General features: G+C 49.6%; 15 protein-coding genes and 1 pseudogene. 2 read left to right on the forward strand and 14 right to left on the reverse strand.

Going from position 1 to position 15,301, the window contains the following annotated elements:
* Positions 1-29: 29 nt before the first annotated feature.
* The 3 genes and pseudogenes from D328_RS0119200 to D328_RS31910 all read right to left on the reverse strand — a co-directional run.
* Entirely contained in the window at positions 30-1,241 is a 1,212-nt protein-coding gene (locus tag D328_RS0119200) for a Ger(x)C family spore germination protein (RefSeq protein ID WP_018886661.1), read from the reverse strand.
* An 11-nt stretch (positions 1,242-1,252) separates the two neighbouring features.
* Positions 1,253-2,881: a spore germination protein gene (locus D328_RS0119205; protein ID WP_018886662.1), complete on the reverse strand. Its 1,629-nt coding sequence runs from the start codon at positions 2,879-2,881 to the stop codon at positions 1,253-1,255.
* Between the two features lie 108 nt (positions 2,882-2,989).
* Positions 2,990-3,064: pseudogene (locus D328_RS31910) on the reverse strand (SHOCT domain-containing protein); the annotation flags it as partial.
* Between the two features lie 570 nt (positions 3,065-3,634).
* On the opposite strand from D328_RS31910, the gene D328_RS31780 reads away from it, so the two are divergent.
* Positions 3,635-3,763 (forward strand): hypothetical protein, encoded by a 129-nt coding sequence (locus D328_RS31780; protein WP_018886664.1) that lies wholly within the window; start codon positions 3,635-3,637, stop codon positions 3,761-3,763.
* Between the two features lie 160 nt (positions 3,764-3,923).
* On the opposite strand, the gene groL is transcribed toward D328_RS31780, so the two are convergent.
* The 7 genes from groL to D328_RS0119250 all read right to left on the reverse strand — a co-directional run bounded on the left by groL (position 3,924) and on the right by D328_RS0119250 (position 9,421).
* A complete protein-coding gene (groL, locus tag D328_RS0119220; RefSeq protein ID WP_018886665.1) occupies positions 3,924-5,555 on the reverse strand; it encodes a chaperonin GroEL in 1,632 nt (543 codons plus the stop codon).
* An 86-nt stretch (positions 5,556-5,641) separates the two neighbouring features.
* Positions 5,642-5,923, reverse strand: coding sequence for a co-chaperone GroES (gene groES, locus D328_RS0119225; RefSeq protein ID WP_014280320.1), 282 nt, complete (start codon positions 5,921-5,923; stop codon positions 5,642-5,644).
* A gap of 268 nt (positions 5,924-6,191) precedes the next feature.
* Positions 6,192-6,989: a twin-arginine translocase subunit TatC gene (gene tatC / locus D328_RS0119230; protein WP_026281271.1), complete on the reverse strand. Its 798-nt coding sequence runs from the start codon at positions 6,987-6,989 to the stop codon at positions 6,192-6,194.
* Positions 6,990-7,319: 330 nt separating this feature from the next.
* A complete protein-coding gene (locus D328_RS0119235; protein ID WP_018886667.1) occupies positions 7,320-7,574 on the reverse strand; it encodes a twin-arginine translocase TatA/TatE family subunit in 255 nt (84 codons plus the stop codon).
* An 85-nt stretch (positions 7,575-7,659) separates the two neighbouring features.
* A complete protein-coding gene (locus tag D328_RS0119240; RefSeq protein WP_018886668.1) occupies positions 7,660-8,151 on the reverse strand; it encodes a MogA/MoaB family molybdenum cofactor biosynthesis protein in 492 nt (163 codons plus the stop codon).
* Positions 8,152-8,293: 142 nt separating this feature from the next.
* Positions 8,294-8,770: a cyclic pyranopterin monophosphate synthase MoaC gene (gene moaC / locus D328_RS0119245; protein ID WP_018886669.1), complete on the reverse strand. Its 477-nt coding sequence runs from the start codon at positions 8,768-8,770 to the stop codon at positions 8,294-8,296.
* An 18-nt stretch (positions 8,771-8,788) separates the two neighbouring features.
* Positions 8,789-9,421: a 5-formyltetrahydrofolate cyclo-ligase gene (locus tag D328_RS0119250; RefSeq protein WP_018886670.1), complete on the reverse strand. Its 633-nt coding sequence runs from the start codon at positions 9,419-9,421 to the stop codon at positions 8,789-8,791.
* Between the two features lie 202 nt (positions 9,422-9,623).
* Here D328_RS0119250 and D328_RS0119255 point away from each other — a divergent pair, with 202 nt between their 5' ends.
* The gene (locus D328_RS0119255; RefSeq protein ID WP_018886671.1) at positions 9,624-11,573 is read left to right on the forward strand and encodes an ABC-F family ATP-binding cassette domain-containing protein; all 1,950 of its coding nucleotides are present in this window, start codon (positions 9,624-9,626) and stop codon (positions 11,571-11,573) included.
* A gap of 569 nt (positions 11,574-12,142) precedes the next feature.
* Here the strand turns inward: D328_RS0119255 and tsaD are convergent.
* The 4 genes from tsaD to tsaE are packed head-to-tail and all read right to left on the reverse strand — an operon-like array spanning position 12,143 to position 15,079.
* Positions 12,143-13,216 carry a tRNA (adenosine(37)-N6)-threonylcarbamoyltransferase complex transferase subunit TsaD gene (gene tsaD / locus D328_RS0119260; protein ID WP_018886672.1) on the reverse strand — a complete coding sequence of 358 codons (1,074 nt, stop codon included), beginning with the start codon at positions 13,214-13,216 and terminating at the stop codon, positions 12,143-12,145.
* Positions 13,213-13,734 carry a ribosomal protein S18-alanine N-acetyltransferase gene (gene rimI / locus D328_RS0119265; protein ID WP_018886673.1) on the reverse strand — a complete coding sequence of 174 codons (522 nt, stop codon included), beginning with the start codon at positions 13,732-13,734 and terminating at the stop codon, positions 13,213-13,215. Before rimI ends, tsaD begins: the two co-directional genes overlap by 4 nt.
* Entirely contained in the window at positions 13,731-14,594 is an 864-nt protein-coding gene (tsaB, locus tag D328_RS0119270; protein WP_026281273.1) for a tRNA (adenosine(37)-N6)-threonylcarbamoyltransferase complex dimerization subunit type 1 TsaB, read from the reverse strand. Before tsaB ends, rimI begins: the two co-directional genes overlap by 4 nt.
* A 5-nt stretch (positions 14,595-14,599) precedes the next feature.
* Entirely contained in the window at positions 14,600-15,079 is a 480-nt protein-coding gene (gene tsaE / locus D328_RS0119275; RefSeq protein WP_018886675.1) for a tRNA (adenosine(37)-N6)-threonylcarbamoyltransferase complex ATPase subunit type 1 TsaE, read from the reverse strand.
* Positions 15,080-15,301: the final 222 nt, after the last annotated feature.

Raw genomic sequence — 15,301 nt, forward strand, 5'->3', positions numbered from 1 at the left:
GCCTTCCTCCATTCTCATACCGTCCTTTACTAGTGAGGCAATAGCTGTTCAAAGGATTTATTCAGCAGACCCGGTCGCTTCATCTTCGCCTTGACCTGGACGTCAAGGTCCAGAGCAGCCAATTCGTTGTCCCAATGATCGCTCAGTTGTCTCCATTTATTGGGGTAATGCCGATGGATTTCATCAGCGAATCCTGGCAGATCTGCCTTCAATCTCCGACTGCCCTCCCAGCTCCTGGATATCATATTAGCTACCTTCTTCTCTACTTCACGCTCAATGGGTCTGAGACTATCTGGGCTCTTCAGGTCCAAATGGCCTCCATACTCCAATAGTTCACCCTTCACCTCAACCGTAACCTGCATCTTGAAATGATCGCCAACCGGGATCGGCTTAATCCTGCTCTTCGATCGAAATATGCGAAAGCTGGAATACCCTCCCGCACGGGTAGACACCGGAATACTAATGGTCCCCATCTTGAATTGATTCGTAAGCCAAGCCATACCTTGGCTCTCCTCGCGACTTAGCCACCCGATCAGGCGATCTCGCTGAAATACACCGAGTTTAACGATTCTAGGTGCGCCGGGAGAAGAAGTCTTCTTATTCTCCTCTTCAGACTCCATCACAGGGTTAGATTGCTGTCCAGCCATAATCACTGGCACGCCGGCCGCGTGCGATTCTGATGTGATCTTCTGTGCGAGCTGATACACTTTCACAGTTGGATAATCAGAATTGACCTTAGACGTCTGCCTGATGAGCTCAGTTAGTGCAATGCCGGGATACTTCTCAGGTAATACAAGCTTCCTAATCAGGTCAGATGCTTTACCGTCAGTAAGGGCCACAATCACAGATTCACGGGAAGCATTGATCCGAAATAACAAGTCAAGAAACTCATGAATCCCGTGTCTAGCTGCCTCTTCTCCAATAATCATGACATCTGTATGCGCAAAATATAAACGTCGGGTATTCTCTAATGAAGTTTTCATAGATGCCTCACGAACGGTCTTGCCTTGGGTGCTAATCACATGGACTGCTGCTCCTCCAGATGCAGCCCCTGGGCTCATTCCCCCTCCAATAACAGAGGGCACAAGCACCTGATAGGATAATTTCCAATGATCATCCTCCCAATCCAGCCCCACCGCAATCGCCAGACCCAGCTTGTTGAGCTCCTGCCGATCCCAACAGCCTGTCAACAAAGAAGTAACGAGTACAATGATCCACATCTTCATCCAATAGCGGGACATAGCCTGTTCACCTACTTGTCATTTTTCTCGCTTTCTTGTAGATCAGGACCTTGACGCACCGGATTTCGCTGACTGAGATGAACAGGACGACGATCCATTTTGGGCCAAGGCGTTCGTACGAAGACATCCTTCATGTTCGACCATTTCAATGGAGCTATCGGTGTAAGATAAGGCACGCCGAAGGAACTGAGTGAAGCCATATGGAACAACAACGTAACTACGCCGCACATAATGCCGAAGATGCCGAATGCCCCCGCCAGTAGCATCAGGGCGAAGCGAATCAATCGGATGGCAGCAGACATGTTCACCATGGGAATCACAAAGCTGGAGATCGCCGTGAAGGAGACCACGATAACCATACCAGCGGAGATCAACCCTGCCTGTACAGCAGCTTGGCCGAGTACCAACGCACCCACGATGGAGATAGCTGACCCGACCACCCGGGGCATACGCACACCTGCTTCACGTATAATCTCAAAGGTAATCTCCATCATAAAGGCTTCAAGCAAGGCGGGAAATGGTATCCCTTCTCGTTGGGCGGTCAAGCTGAACAACAGCGGTGTTGGAATCAGCTCCTGTTGAAAGGTAGTGACGGCAATATATAAAGACGGTAATAGCAGCGTAATCACAAAGGCTAGAAAGCGAACATACCGCAAGAAAGTAGCAATATCATACCGTTGGTAATAGTCCTCACTGGATTGGAAAAATTTGAAAAACGTCGCTGGAGCGAGTAAAGCATAAGGTGTCCCATCTACGAGCACAGCTACCTGCCCCTCCAGCAGGTTACCCGCGACCGCATCCGGCCGTTCTGTGTTCAACATCGTAGGGAACGGCGTCCACAATTTGTCTTGAATAAACTCCTCAATATATTCACTCTCCAGCACACTATCTGTATCCACCGCTCGAAGACGCTCCTTAATTGTTGTCAGTACCTCCAGATTAACGATTCCGTCTACGTAGGCCAGCACGATCCGGGTCTGTGTATACTTGCCGACGATATGTTGATCGAATGTCAATTCAGGAGAGCGAATACGGTTGCGAAGGAGAGCAAGATTCGTGCTGATGCTTTCTGTAAAGCCCTCCTTCGGACCACGTACCACCGTCTGGGTCGAGGGCTCTTCCACACTCCTTCTCATCCCTCCTTGCACAGAGACGGCCACAGCCTCATCGTCCCCATCCAGAATGACCATCGCATTACCCATGAGAATGGAAGAGAGCAGCTCCTCACGACTCCGTACCACTGTCACATCTCCATCCGTAATGTATCTGCTCCATTGCTCTGTATGATGATCTTTATTGACCAGCTCCGACTCATGGCTAAGCAGATGGGTCATTAGACGGCTCACCAACATTGAATCGACGAGACCCTCGATATAGCAGACCGCAATAGGGATCTCTACCCCAGCATGGTTCTGAATGCTCCAACGTCTAATGATAAAATCCGGGCTCTCTCCGATTCGCCCACGTAAGTAGGCCAACGACTCTGACAGGGAGAAGCTTATAGGAGTTGACGTCTGTTTCGTCCGTTCTGCTGAGTCAGCTCTGGTGCTTGAAGTAGCATCTGACCTCTGTTCCGTCTCATCTTTATGAGTTGTGTGTTGTGACGAATTCGTTCTCTTACGCCGGCGAAATGGAATCATGCTACTCCCCCCTGCTTGCTAATTCATGGTTAGTATGCTGGTAAGGGTGACATTGTATACAAAAAAAGGCATCCCTGCCAGCTGGCAAGGATACCTGAATGATTTCGATTAAAGTTCAAGAATTTGCTTTTTCTTTGCTTCAAATTCTTGCCTGGTGATGATGCCAGAATCACGAAGCTCTGCAAGAGTCTTTAGATAGTAATACTGTAATTAAATTATAAAGGAGTATCGCTTAGAAATAGAACTTTTTGTTACTATTGTAGTAATAAGTATTTAAAGGAGATGAAATCATTGATAATGATCGCTTTGGGTGTCGCAACAATTTTCTTCTCACTTTATGATTACAAGTATCCTAATTCTAGGTTTTCACAATTTTTCAAACGCATCAGTTATGGGCACAAGGATGTAGAGAGTTCAAAAACCGGAAATATAATTGGTATATCTACTGGTGTAATATTTATCTCGATAGGTTTCATAGCTACATTTCTTTCACGCATTTAGAAATCAATACATACGGAGGATCTCCACTTTTTGGATAGTAGGATGTTCTTCCCCCTACATCCTCAAAACAACGCCATTTGTCCGACCTGTCCACCAGCTACGGCTTGATCCATAGGACTGGGTAATGCAGCATACTTGGTACTTTCATTCATCCACCAGTCCTTTCTTGAAGTGAGTCTTTCACATTTTAATCACTTACCATAAAACACCAAATATGATACAATAACCACAAATTATCCAGGAGGTGTAAGGATGAAAAAGAAATTCGCTACACTTGCGTTAATTGCTGTGTTATCTCTTTCCATGGCTTCACTTGCTTCAGCTGCTGGTGTCGCCCCTCAATCGTGTACCGTGATTCATCAATGCTGGATGTTTCAATAGACTTTAGTTAGCTGGCTAGGATATCTGGCCAGCTTCTGTTTTGCCACCTCTTTATTTATTTCCAGTAGGTGTCGCACTTCATATTACAATCTGTCATTAAGAAAAGGCTCCCTCTCGGGAGCCTTTCAAATAGCAGTATTTACAGGCTTTTGAGCCCTTATTACATCATGCCGCCCATTCCACCCATGCCGCCCATGTCAGGAGCACCAGCAGCGCCAGCAGGTTCTGGCTTGTCAGCGATAACCGCTTCTGTAGTCAAGAACATAGCTGCTACGGAAGCCGCGTTTTGCAGCGCAGAGCGAGTTACCTTCGCAGGGTCAACGATACCTGCGTCGATCATGTTCACCCAGTCACCAGTAGCTGCGTTGTAGCCTACGCCGATCTCTTCGCGTTTCAGGCGCTCAACGATAACGGAGCCTTCTTCGCCAGCATTAGCTGCGATAGTACGGATTGGAGCTTCCAGAGCGCGCAGAACGATGTTCACGCCAGTCTGCTCGTCACCAGCCAGTTCAACAGCAGCCACAGCATTGTATACGTTCAGCAGCGCTACGCCACCACCGGATACGATACCTTCTTCAACCGCAGCACGAGTAGCATTCAGAGCATCCTCGATGCGCAGTTTGCGTTCTTTCAGCTCAGTCTCAGTAGCTGCACCGACTTTGATTACAGCAACGCCACCGGACAGCTTAGCCAGACGCTCTTGCAGTTTTTCTTTGTCGAACTCGGAAGTAGTCTCATCCAGTTGCGTACGGATTTGGCTTACGCGAGCATCGATGTCGGCTTTGTTGCCTGCACCGTCAACAACGATTGTGTTTTCTTTTGTAATACGAACTTGACGAGCTGTACCCAGTTGGTCCACTGTAGCGGATTTCAGGTCCAGACCCAGTTCTTCAGTGATCACTTGACCACCAGTCAGGGCAGCGATATCCTGCAGCATAGCTTTACGACGGTCACCAAAGCCAGGAGCCTTAACAGCTACAGCATTGAATGTACCACGCAGCTTGTTCACTACGAGCATAGCCAGCGCTTCACCTTCTACATCCTCAGCGATGAGAACGAGTGGCTTACCTTGCTGAACGATCTTCTCCAGCAATGGCAAGATTTCTTGTGTGTTAGTAATCTTCTTATCTGTAATGAGAATGTACGGGTTGTCCAGTACAGCCTCCATTTTGTCCGTATCAGTGATCATGTATGGAGAGATGTAGCCGCGGTCGAATTGCATACCTTCAACGACTTCCAGCTCAGTAGCGAATCCACGGGATTCTTCAACTGTGATTACACCGTCTTTGCCTACCTTCTCCATAGCTTCAGCGATCAGTTCGCCTACTTCGTCGTCAGCAGCAGAGATTCCCGCTACTTGAGCGATGGATTGCTTGCCTTCGATTGGCTTAGCGATGTTTTGCAGCTCTGCAACAGCTGCTTTTACAGCCTTGTCGATCCCTTTACGGATACCGATTGGGCTAGCGCCAGCCGTTACATTCTTCAGACCTTCAGTAATGAGGGCTTGAGCCAGTACAGTAGCCGTAGTCGTACCGTCACCAGCAACATCATTAGTCTTGGTAGCTACTTCTTTAACCAGTTGAGCACCCATGTTCTCGAATGCATCTTCCAGCTCGATTTCCTTAGCGATGGTTACACCGTCATTAGTAATGAGTGGGCTGCCGAATTTCTTCTCCAGCACTACGTTACGGCCTTTAGGACCGAGAGTTACCTTAACCGCGTTAGCCAGTGCATCTACGCCACGAAGCATGGAACGACGAGCATCTTCACTGAATTTAATCTCTTTAGCCATTCTGAGAAAACCTCCCTATGGATTATAAATTAACGTTCAATTCCTATATTCAGGTTGAGCGGATATACCCTTATGCTGATATACCGTTAACCAATGATCGCGTGAATGTCGCTTTCTTTCATAATCAAATACTCTTTACCTTCGTATTTGATTTCTGTTCCGGCGTACTTCGAGAAAATTACTCGATCGCCTTCCTTCACTTCCAGAGGAATGCGGACACCGTCTTTCAATGCGCCAGCACCGACCGCAATGATTTTACCTTCTTGCGGCTTCTCTTTAGCGGAGTCAGGCAGGACAATTCCGAATGAAGTTGTCTGTTCTTGTTCGATCGCTTCCACCAATACGCGTTCACCCAAAGGTTTGATCATGAAAAAATAGCCTCCTTATTCAAATGTTCTGGATTATAGGGTTGTTGGTCTATGTATTAGCACTCAACAACGTTTAGTGCTAACAACCAATTTCATAATACTCAACTTGGGATTCAATTTCAAGTGCTTAAGGTCATTTTTATTGAAGATTTTTGCAAAAATCCAGCAAGTCCACCAACTCCACTCCATTGTACCCAATTCTAGTCTATCTATGCCAATCGCCTGATTCTACCGAGAGACAAGCTCCTAATAAGATCATTATTGTACTTCACTGTTCTTTATTCCCTTTAACTTTATTCCCTCCAAGATTCTCATCCCTCTCCTCATCTGCACGCTGCTGCCTCCGATAGACAATAGAGGACACGAGTATGCTTCCCTCATACAGCAGAAGGAGTGGCACAGTGACGAGAAGATCGGATACCAGATCTGGCGGTGTAATGACAACAGCAATAAATACCAGACCGAAATAAGCAAAACGCCGCACCTTACGCAAACGCGACGGATTCAGGATGCGAATCGCCGTCAAAAACATAATGACTAGCGGAAGCTCGAATAGCAAAGCCACAGGCAGCACGATGTTGAATAGGAATCCAAAATACTGCATGACTCCATAAGTCTCCTGCAAGCCCATACTGCGATTCACAGAGGTTGTAAATGCCAGAGCCATCGGATAGATAACACCATAAGCGAACAGGGCTCCACCTACGAACAGCAAGAACACATATGGAATATAACGTAGGGCCGCAGAGCGCTCCTGCTGTCGTAGTCCAGGCCCCACGAAGCGCCATAGCTGATACAGCGCAAAGGGCAAAGTAGCACCTACAGCGAATATGAATGAAATCTTCACATAGATGCTGATCCCATCCCATACGGAGAGAGCGTTCAGCTCCAGATCAGAAGGAAAGCGCTTGGTAAGAAGATAACGGTACACTGGAGCGGCTGCATACAGACCACCAATCAACGTGCCTATTAGCACAAGCAACACCCATATGATTCTTCGCCTTAGCTCCGTCAGATGCTCAGTCAGGGACAGTAGCTCCTCGTAGGTCTCATTTGTTCTCGAAATGTACGATCTTGGCTTCCCGTTCTGCAGTCGAGCTTGTCGGAGAAGACGCTCTTGCTCCAAGCTTGGCTGCTGCCTAGCTTGGTCTGTCTCACTATGCTGCACTTCCTCCTGCACTTCCTCCTGCACTTCTTCTTGTGCTTTCTCCAGGACTTCCTCTTGCCCTATCTTCTGGGCTTCGTTAGGGCCAGTTCCCTGTCCTACTTCCTGACGATCTTGCTGCTTCTGCTCCTTGTCCAAAGGTTAACCTCCCTCCCATCCATCTACATACGAACCTAGACACAAAAATCCTCTCCACGAGGAAAGGATTCCGGTCATACCCTGCTGAATCGCTTAGGGTTCTTGTTTGTTCGCAGCTGACTTCTGCTCCGTTGCAGACTCAGGCTTGGAGGAAGTAGCTGATGCGTGAGCTGGCTTGGATTTGTGCTCCTCGACATGCTCCTCGGCCATCAGCTCGCGTGCACCGTTCTTGAATTCTCGAAATGTTCGCCCCAGCGCTCGCCCAAGCTCAGGAAGCTTCTGAGGTCCGAACAATAGCAGTGCTAGTATTATCAACAAAATATAGCCTGAAGCCCCGATCGTCGGCATGTCCATTCCTCCTTATCATGCAAGGCATAAGGTTAGCATCACAGCTTCATGTCCATACTCGTCATGGTCTCCTGCCGTAGAATCCTCAAGAGCCCTGCTTGAATTGACCAGTTACCATGAGCAAAGCTTCCGGAAGCTGATCCATGATGGCAGCCAGATTCTCATGTACACCTTTTGGAGTACCAGGCAGGTTCACAATGAGGCTACGTCCCCGTATACCCACCGTACCCCTGAAGAGCATGGCTGCCCGGTTCTTCTGCATAACAGATGCTCTCATGGCCTCCGCCATACCAGGGACTTCACGCTCAATGACACGCCGGGTCGCTTCTGGAGTCACATCTCGAATGGCCAGTTCTGTTCCGCCTGTCGTCAGCACCAGGTCGGCATGAAAGTAATCTGTCATTTCAATAAGTGCCGCTATAATCTCATCCGGCTCGTCAGGCACAATGCGGTATTCTACAATCTCTCCGCCCAACTCTTCCTCGATCAGTTCACGAATGACCTGAGCACTGGTATCCTCTCGTTCCCCGCGGGCTCCTTTATCGCTGGCTGTCAGAATCGCTGTTCTCCACAACATAAGATCACCCTTCTCCTATGTTCAGCATCTACAGCCCGTAGGCTGAAGTGCCGATTTTTGTATCCTATCCCGTTCTTTGCGACCATACAGTACTTCAAAGCCCCAGTCCGCCAGATTTCGGAGATATAGATCATATAGCTAGTTATTCACCACGCTGAAAATCCCCGCTCTTGCCTCCGGTCTTGGATTGCAGCATGGTCGGGCCGATCACAATATCCTTCTGCAGTGCCTTGCACATATCATAGACGGTCAGAGCAGCCGCAGAAGCTGCAGTCAAGGCCTCCATCTCGACTCCCGTCTTACCTTCAGTCTTAACCTCCGCTTCAATATAGAGGATATCCTCACCATTGTCGCTGAAGTTAATATTCACGCCTGTCAGGGCCAACGGATGACACATCGGAATCCAATCGGAGGTCTTCTTGGCTCCCTGTATACCAGCTACCTGCGCAACCGCCAGCACATCACCCTTCTTCACAGCCCCTTCACGTATTGCTCGCAAGGTAGATGGAGCCATTGTAAGACTCGTAACGGCTACGGCGGTACGCACACTTGGTGTCTTCCCTGATATATCTACCATCCGCGCGCGCCCTTGCTCATTAAAATGGGTAAAAGACTCCACCCTGTCACCTTCCCTTGATTATCTTGTCGTACTAATACTGCCATCACTCGTGAAAATGAAATCCAGCCTGAGATCCGTACTCTCCATCGGTACATGTGCAATGAGTTGCTCTGGAAAGGCGAGCGCAACATAACAAGGCTTGTCCGTCTGTTCAGAACGGGCTTGCCCCACAACGTTAGCAAAGCGATCATAATATCCGCCTCCATAGCCCAGCCTGCCTCCACTCTGATCAAAGGCCAAACCTGGTACGACTACCCAACTCACCTCTCCCCATTGCTTCCGAGGCCAAAGTGGGCAATGCTCAGCAGGCTCCAAAATCCCCCAAGCTCCTGGCACCAGATCGGATGGACTCCTGATCTCGCGCAGCTCTAATGTATGTGCTTCTTGCAGTACCTTCGGTGCCAGCACCAGATCGCCTTTACTCCAGCTATGATGAATGAGCTCCAGCGTCGAAATCTCGCTACCGTAGGGTATGTAGCTGAACAGCGTGAGTCTGCCACCTCCGCTGCGTCCACGCAGCTCCTCCCAGGCCTGAATCGCATGCTGACAAGCCATACTGGAGTCCACTGTGTGAGCATCCTTAGCCCTAGCGTTCCTGAGCTGTCGCTGCTGGGCTCGTATGCTGGCCTTGATTCGGCTGATATCCGTCATGAAGCAGTTCCTTTCGTTCTTGTCCATGCTGCCTGATCATAGTCTCTAAACATTCTACTTGTAGTGTATCATTGATTGTGGAAAATAACCACAAGCCCGGTGCCTCAAGCCGCCGCTGCTGTGCATTCCGCAGGATTTCATGTACACTGGTAATAGGTCTGCCGTTAGCAGACGCAAATTGTGATGGAGGAATAGAATCGTTATGCTGCTGCAAGTATCTGGCATTACAAAAGCATATGAAGTTGACCCGATTCTGGACGGGGTAAATCTGCAAGTTCTTGAACGCGAACGGATCGGCCTCGTTGGTGTGAACGGCGCGGGCAAATCCACCCTGCTGAAAATCATTGCAGGAGAGCTGTCTTATGATGCAGGACAAATATACAAATCCAAAGAGACCCGGATCGGATATCTGGCGCAAAATAGCGGACTGGATTCTCAAAGATCCATCTGGGAAGAAATGCTGCGTGTATTCGACACGCTCGTGACCGCAGAGGCTGAGTTGCGGCAAATGGAGCAGGAGATCGCAGAACAGGCACAGGACCAATCTACCAAGGCCTACGAGGAGCTGCTGGAGCGCTACGCTCGCAAGTCCGACTGGTTCAAGGATCAGGGCGGTTATGAGATGGAGACTCGCATTCGCAGCGTACTGCACGGAATGGGCTTCGGTAGCTTCGCTCCGGATACCCCAATTTCAACGCTAAGCGGAGGCCAGAAGACCCGTCTGGCACTAGCCCGCATTTTGCTGCAGGCACCTGATCTGCTCATGCTTGATGAGCCTACCAACTATCTCGACATTCAGACCCTGACCTGGCTGGAGGATTATCTCCGGGCCTATCCAGGCGCCTTGCTTGTCGTATCCCATGACCGTTACTTTCTGGATCGGCTCGTCACGACCATTGTCGAGATCGAGCGACATCAATCCACTCGTTATACCGGCAATTATTCTCGTTATATTGAGCTGAAGGCTGCCGAGTACGAGGCACAGATGAAGCAGTTCGAGAAGCAGCAGGTCGAGATTGCCAAGCTTGAGGACTTTATTCAGAAAAATCTTGTACGTGCCTCCACGACCAAGCGTGCCCAGAGTCGCCGAAAAGCACTTGAAAAAATGGATCGAATGGATAAACCAGCAGGCGAGCTGAAGAAGGCGCATTTTTCCTTCGACATCCAGTACATGTCGGGCAAGGACGTGCTGACAGCCGAGAACCTCTCCGTCGAGTTCCAGCAGGGACAACCTCTGTTCAGGAATGTATCGTTCCAGCTCTGGCGCGGAGACACGGTGGCTCTGATTGGACCGAATGGAGTCGGTAAATCCACCCTGCTAAAATGTCTGACAGACTCCCTTCGTCCCAATCAGGGGGCCATTCATTGGGGAAGCAAGATCAAGATCGGTTATTATGATCAGGAGCATACCAGTCTGAATCCCAGCAATACCGTATTGGAGGAGCTGTGGAGTGAGTATCCACATCTGGAAGAGGCTCGAATTCGTACGGTACTTGGGAACTTTCTTTTTAGTGGAGAGGACGTACTGAAGAAGGTATCTACCTTGAGTGGTGGGGAGAAGGCCCGTCTCTCTCTCTCGAAGCTGATGCTGCGAGAAGCCAACATGCTGATTCTTGACGAGCCTACGAACCATCTGGATCTGTTCAGTCGCGAGGTACTAGAGGCTGCGTTGCTGGATTATGAGGGAACATTACTGTTCATTTCCCATGACCGTTATTTCCTGAATAAAATGGCTGAACGGGTCATTGAGCTGCATCCAGAAGGCATGGAGCAATTCCTGGGGAACTATGACGATTATGTGGCCAAGAAGCTGGAGCTTAAGGAGATTGCCTTGGAAAATGCCTCAGCCGCCAATAACAGTAAGACCGCTACCGAGTCCAGTCCGTCTGAGGCGGACAAGAACGGAGCATCTTCCTATGCAGCCGGAAAACAGGCCAAAAGTGAGGAACGCAGCCGTCAGCGTAAGGTCGAGGCCTATGAACAACAGATCGCCGAGCTGGAGGAGACAATCCACGCCTTGGAGCTGGAGATGGCCTCGCCTGAGGTATATCAGGATTACGAAGCTCTGCAGGCCATTCAGGGCAAGCTTGAGGAGCGGAAGCAGGAGCTTACAGAAGTGTACTCAGCTTGGGAACAGCTGCTAGGAGAATAAATCTGCCGTACTGTAAACGATGTGTAAAAAAAACGACAAATTTTATTACCGCCGTCTGTACACAAAGTTATTCACATTAAAACTGCATACACAATAGAAGAAAATGACCTTGATTGGTCATTTTTTTCTTTGTTATATAAGGGCTGTGTTAAGTAATCCACTCGATAACCAGTATTATCCACCCTTTTATCCACATTATCCACAATTTTCGTCATCATTTTGTTAAGATCTATCCCCTGTGCTCCCATTCGACAAATTTCATGGCTGGCGGGCCTTTTCAGTCATTATCCACAGAAAAGCATGGATATGTGGATAACATTGTTAACAACTTGACAAATGTCATTGCACCAATTTCCGATTTTGGGATACCTATCGCGTGTATTAAAAAAGCCTGCCGACTCTGCAAGAGACGACAGGCACTATGTTAAATGGTCAGTGATTCTATCTAAAGCTATCCTTAATCCAATCTAATTTGGAGCTTGGGTCTTATAACCAACCTAAACAGAGTTCACAAGAAGTCCTGATAAGCATAGTGCTCATCTGGCCAATGCTACAGTAAGGCTTCGACGTTACTCCGCCCTTTGAACGGACCAATGCTCCAGGGATAATCCAGGATCTGCCTTCATATCAAGTGCGGAGGACTCTCCATGCTGCCATTTGATATAAGCTGCGGCTCCGATCATCGCTGCATTGTCCGTGCAATATTTCATCGGTGGGATCAGTAGCTCAATTCCTTCTCGCTCGCAGCGCTCCTGTAGTGCAGCTCGCAGACCGCGATTGGCAGCTACACCACCGCAGAGCAGCAATTGCTTCGCCTTGAACTGGTGCATGGCACGGACGGATTTCTCTACAAGCACCTCAATCACAGATTCCTGAAAGCCGCGAGCAATCGCCCCGGGATGAATCTCTTCTCCCTTCATCTTCGCCTGATTAATGGCATTCAGCACGGCTGACTTTAAGCCGCTGAAGCTGAAATCATAGGAGTCCGCCTCCAGCCAGGCACGGGGAAGCGGGGTTACCTCGTCCGATTCCAGGGCCATTCGGTCCACATGCGGTCCACCAGGGTACGGGAAGCCGATGGCACGAGCAACCTTGTCATAGGCTTCACCCACCGCATCATCGCGTGTGCGTCCAATGACCTGAAAGCTCCCTTCTGATTCCATCAGGACCAGCTCCGTATGGCCTCCCGATACCACGAGAGCCATACATGGGTATTTCAGCTCCGAGGTCAGTGCATTAGCATAAATATGTCCAGCAATATGGTGTGTGCCGATCAGTGGCTTGTCGAAGGCAAGCGCGGCACTTTTCGCTGCTACGATCCCTACGAGTAGTGCACCGACAAGCCCCGGCCCTTGCGTCACGGCAACAGCGGATAGCTCCTCCGGATCAATACCTGACTTCTCCACAGCCTCCTCCAGCATATAGGTAATGCTCTCGACGTGTTTGCGCGAAGCAACCTCGGGTACGACGCCCCCAAATGCTTGATGAGTATCGATCTGACTGGCAATCAGATTCGACAGCACCTCCGTACCATCCTTGATGACCGAGACGGCTGTCTCATCACAGCTGGTCTCGATGGCTAATATATAACAAGGCTTCGATGGTTCAATTACATCTGCCTTGATGTGCTCCTGCATTGTCATCCCTTTGTCCACTCCTCCTGGTCTTCGGGATTATGTCCGGCAGGAAGGTCAGCCCACATAATAAGGGCATCCTCCTGATTGTCCGAATAATAGCCTTTGCGCATGCCTGAAGGTATAAATCCCTTTTTCTCATATAATTTCTGGGCCACATGATTGGAGACACGGACCTCCAGCGTCATTCGTTCCATTCCTAATTGGCTCGCCTGCTTCATCAGTTCGTCAAGCAACCGCTCTCCGAGTCTGCGTCCGCGATATTGCTCACGCACGGCAATGTTTGTGATATGGGCTTCATCGAGAATCGTCCACATGCCAGCATATCCGATAGCGTCTCCATCCAGCTCCATCAGCAGATATTTGGCGAACATATTATGGGTTAGCTCATTGCGAAATGCATCCTCGGTCCAGGGCAATGTAAAACATTCCCGCTCAATCTTCATGACCGCTTGAATGTCAGCTACCAGCATAGGACGGAAGGTAATGCTCGCCTCCTGCCGTTCTTGCTCGTTCAGCTCCCTCATGTGCTTGTCGCCCCCTTCGTACGTGCCTGAAGCAGGTTGACCTCCGCCTCTGCCAACTGCGTATAGTTCGGCACCAAGGTATGAAGCTCATCCTCTTGTCCATCCTGTAACCGTGTAGCACCGAGCCTTCCGATCCATCGTCCCTCCAGCTCATAGGGTTGAGCCCTAAGCTCCAATAGCTCTGACAGCTCTGTGGCAGTAAGTTGGTGCACCTCAGTCTCTCCTACCAGGTATATGGCCTTGGGACGTTCCTGTGGTGAGGTGTCCTGGACAAGCTGGACCAGTTCCTCCACCCAACTACTCATAAGCCGGATCGCATCCGGGGCTAGTCGACGGGGTTCACTACTACCAGCTGCTGCGAACAACGATGTATACACCTGACCACGCCGCGCATCCAGCAGTGGCACAATCCACTGTATGTAATTTGCTTCGTCTACCTGCGCGGGGGAAGCTACAGTCCCCCCAATCTGACTCTCTTCAGAATGCTTCGCTGCTTCACCAGCCTGTGCCCGGTTCCAGCCTCCCCAGGCTAGTGCCTGTAATGTGGATACGCCTACCACAGGGACCTTCCAGGCCCAAGCCAGCGTCTTTGCGGCCGTAACTGCAATTCGCACCCCTGTGTAGGAGCCTGGCCCAATGCCGACAGCGATTCCCGCAATCTGCTCACGTGCTGTCCCAGTCTCCAGCATTAGCTCTTGAAGTCCAGTCAGGACATGAACGGAATGATTGCGCTCTCCGTGTATATTTTTCTCCTCGATCAGCTGCTGCGAACGTGCTTCCACTACTGCTGCGGCCATGACCGCCGTAGCTGTATCCAGCGCCAATAGCCGCATCTGCGGCTGGTTCTTTTCATGATTCATATCGTTCATACTCCATTCTCTCCAAGACTGGCACACCAGTCAGCATATAGCTCACCATAGCCATTCAGCTGGATAATCCGTTCCTGTTCTCCGGTATACTCAATTCTGATGTGCAGATGCTCGGGCGGGAGCAGCTCGGGAATCAAGCTCCCCCATTCAACCAGACACACGCCTTCACCATAGAAATATTCATCCAGGCCAAGCTCCTCGGCCTCTTCCTGGCTGATCCGGTACACATCCATATGGTACAAAGGCCATCTGCCTTCATATTCCTTAATAATCGTAAATGTAGGACTATTCACAACGCCCTCTACGCCCAGATGTCTGGCAAATGCTTTGGAGAAGGCTGTCTTACCTGCTCCGAGATCCCCATCCAGTACGATAATTGCCCCTGGTACGGATCTTAGCGCCAGCTGTGCTGCCAGCTTGTCCGTATCCTGTTCACTTCGGGAACGAAATGTATAACTACCTTGATTTGAACTCATCATCATCACCTCAGAGCCTGACTAGTACCTTGACCAGATCCAATGTGAGTGTCGAGCCGCTTCTCCGCTAACGACCATGCTTCCCAGATCACTCAACCCAAAAATTTGATTCGGTCCCTATTCCAGCTTCCATAACTTGACCTTTATTATATATTTCACGTCAAGCTCCCGCAAGGAAAGCTCGTGATTTCGTAATATATGTAGATTTTGGCCATGAAGAAG

Source organism: Paenibacillus massiliensis 2301065 = DSM 16942 (assembly GCF_000377505.1).
Taxonomy (GTDB): domain Bacteria; phylum Bacillota; class Bacilli; order Paenibacillales; family Paenibacillaceae; genus Paenibacillus; species Paenibacillus massiliensis.

Bases quoted from the DNA above. Each gene is read 5' to 3' on its own strand.
- D328_RS0119200 (WP_018886661.1), bottom strand. From the start codon at position 1,241: ATGTCCCGCTATTGGATGAAGATGTGGATCATTGTACTCGTTACTTCT.
- D328_RS0119205 (WP_018886662.1), bottom strand. From the start codon at position 2,881: ATGATTCCATTTCGCCGGCGTAAGAGAACGAATTCGTCACAACACACA.
- D328_RS31780 (WP_018886664.1), top strand. From the start codon at position 3,635: ATGAAAAAGAAATTCGCTACACTTGCGTTAATTGCTGTGTTATCTCTT.
- groL (WP_018886665.1), bottom strand. From the start codon at position 5,555: ATGGCTAAAGAGATTAAATTCAGTGAAGATGCTCGTCGTTCCATGCTT.
- groES (WP_014280320.1), bottom strand. From the start codon at position 5,923: ATGATCAAACCTTTGGGTGAACGCGTATTGGTGGAAGCGATCGAACAA.
- D328_RS0119235 (WP_018886667.1), bottom strand. From the start codon at position 7,574: ATGCCGACGATCGGGGCTTCAGGCTATATTTTGTTGATAATACTAGCA.
- D328_RS0119240 (WP_018886668.1), bottom strand. From the start codon at position 8,151: ATGTTGTGGAGAACAGCGATTCTGACAGCCAGCGATAAAGGAGCCCGC.
- D328_RS0119250 (WP_018886670.1), bottom strand. From the start codon at position 9,421: ATGACGGATATCAGCCGAATCAAGGCCAGCATACGAGCCCAGCAGCGA.
- D328_RS0119255 (WP_018886671.1), top strand. From the start codon at position 9,624: ATGCTGCTGCAAGTATCTGGCATTACAAAAGCATATGAAGTTGACCCG.
- tsaD (WP_018886672.1), bottom strand. From the start codon at position 13,216: ATGACAATGCAGGAGCACATCAAGGCAGATGTAATTGAACCATCGAAG.
- rimI (WP_018886673.1), bottom strand. From the start codon at position 13,734: ATGAGGGAGCTGAACGAGCAAGAACGGCAGGAGGCGAGCATTACCTTC.
- tsaB (WP_026281273.1), bottom strand. From the start codon at position 14,594: ATGAATCATGAAAAGAACCAGCCGCAGATGCGGCTATTGGCGCTGGAT.
- tsaE (WP_018886675.1), bottom strand. From the start codon at position 15,079: ATGAGTTCAAATCAAGGTAGTTATACATTTCGTTCCCGAAGTGAACAG.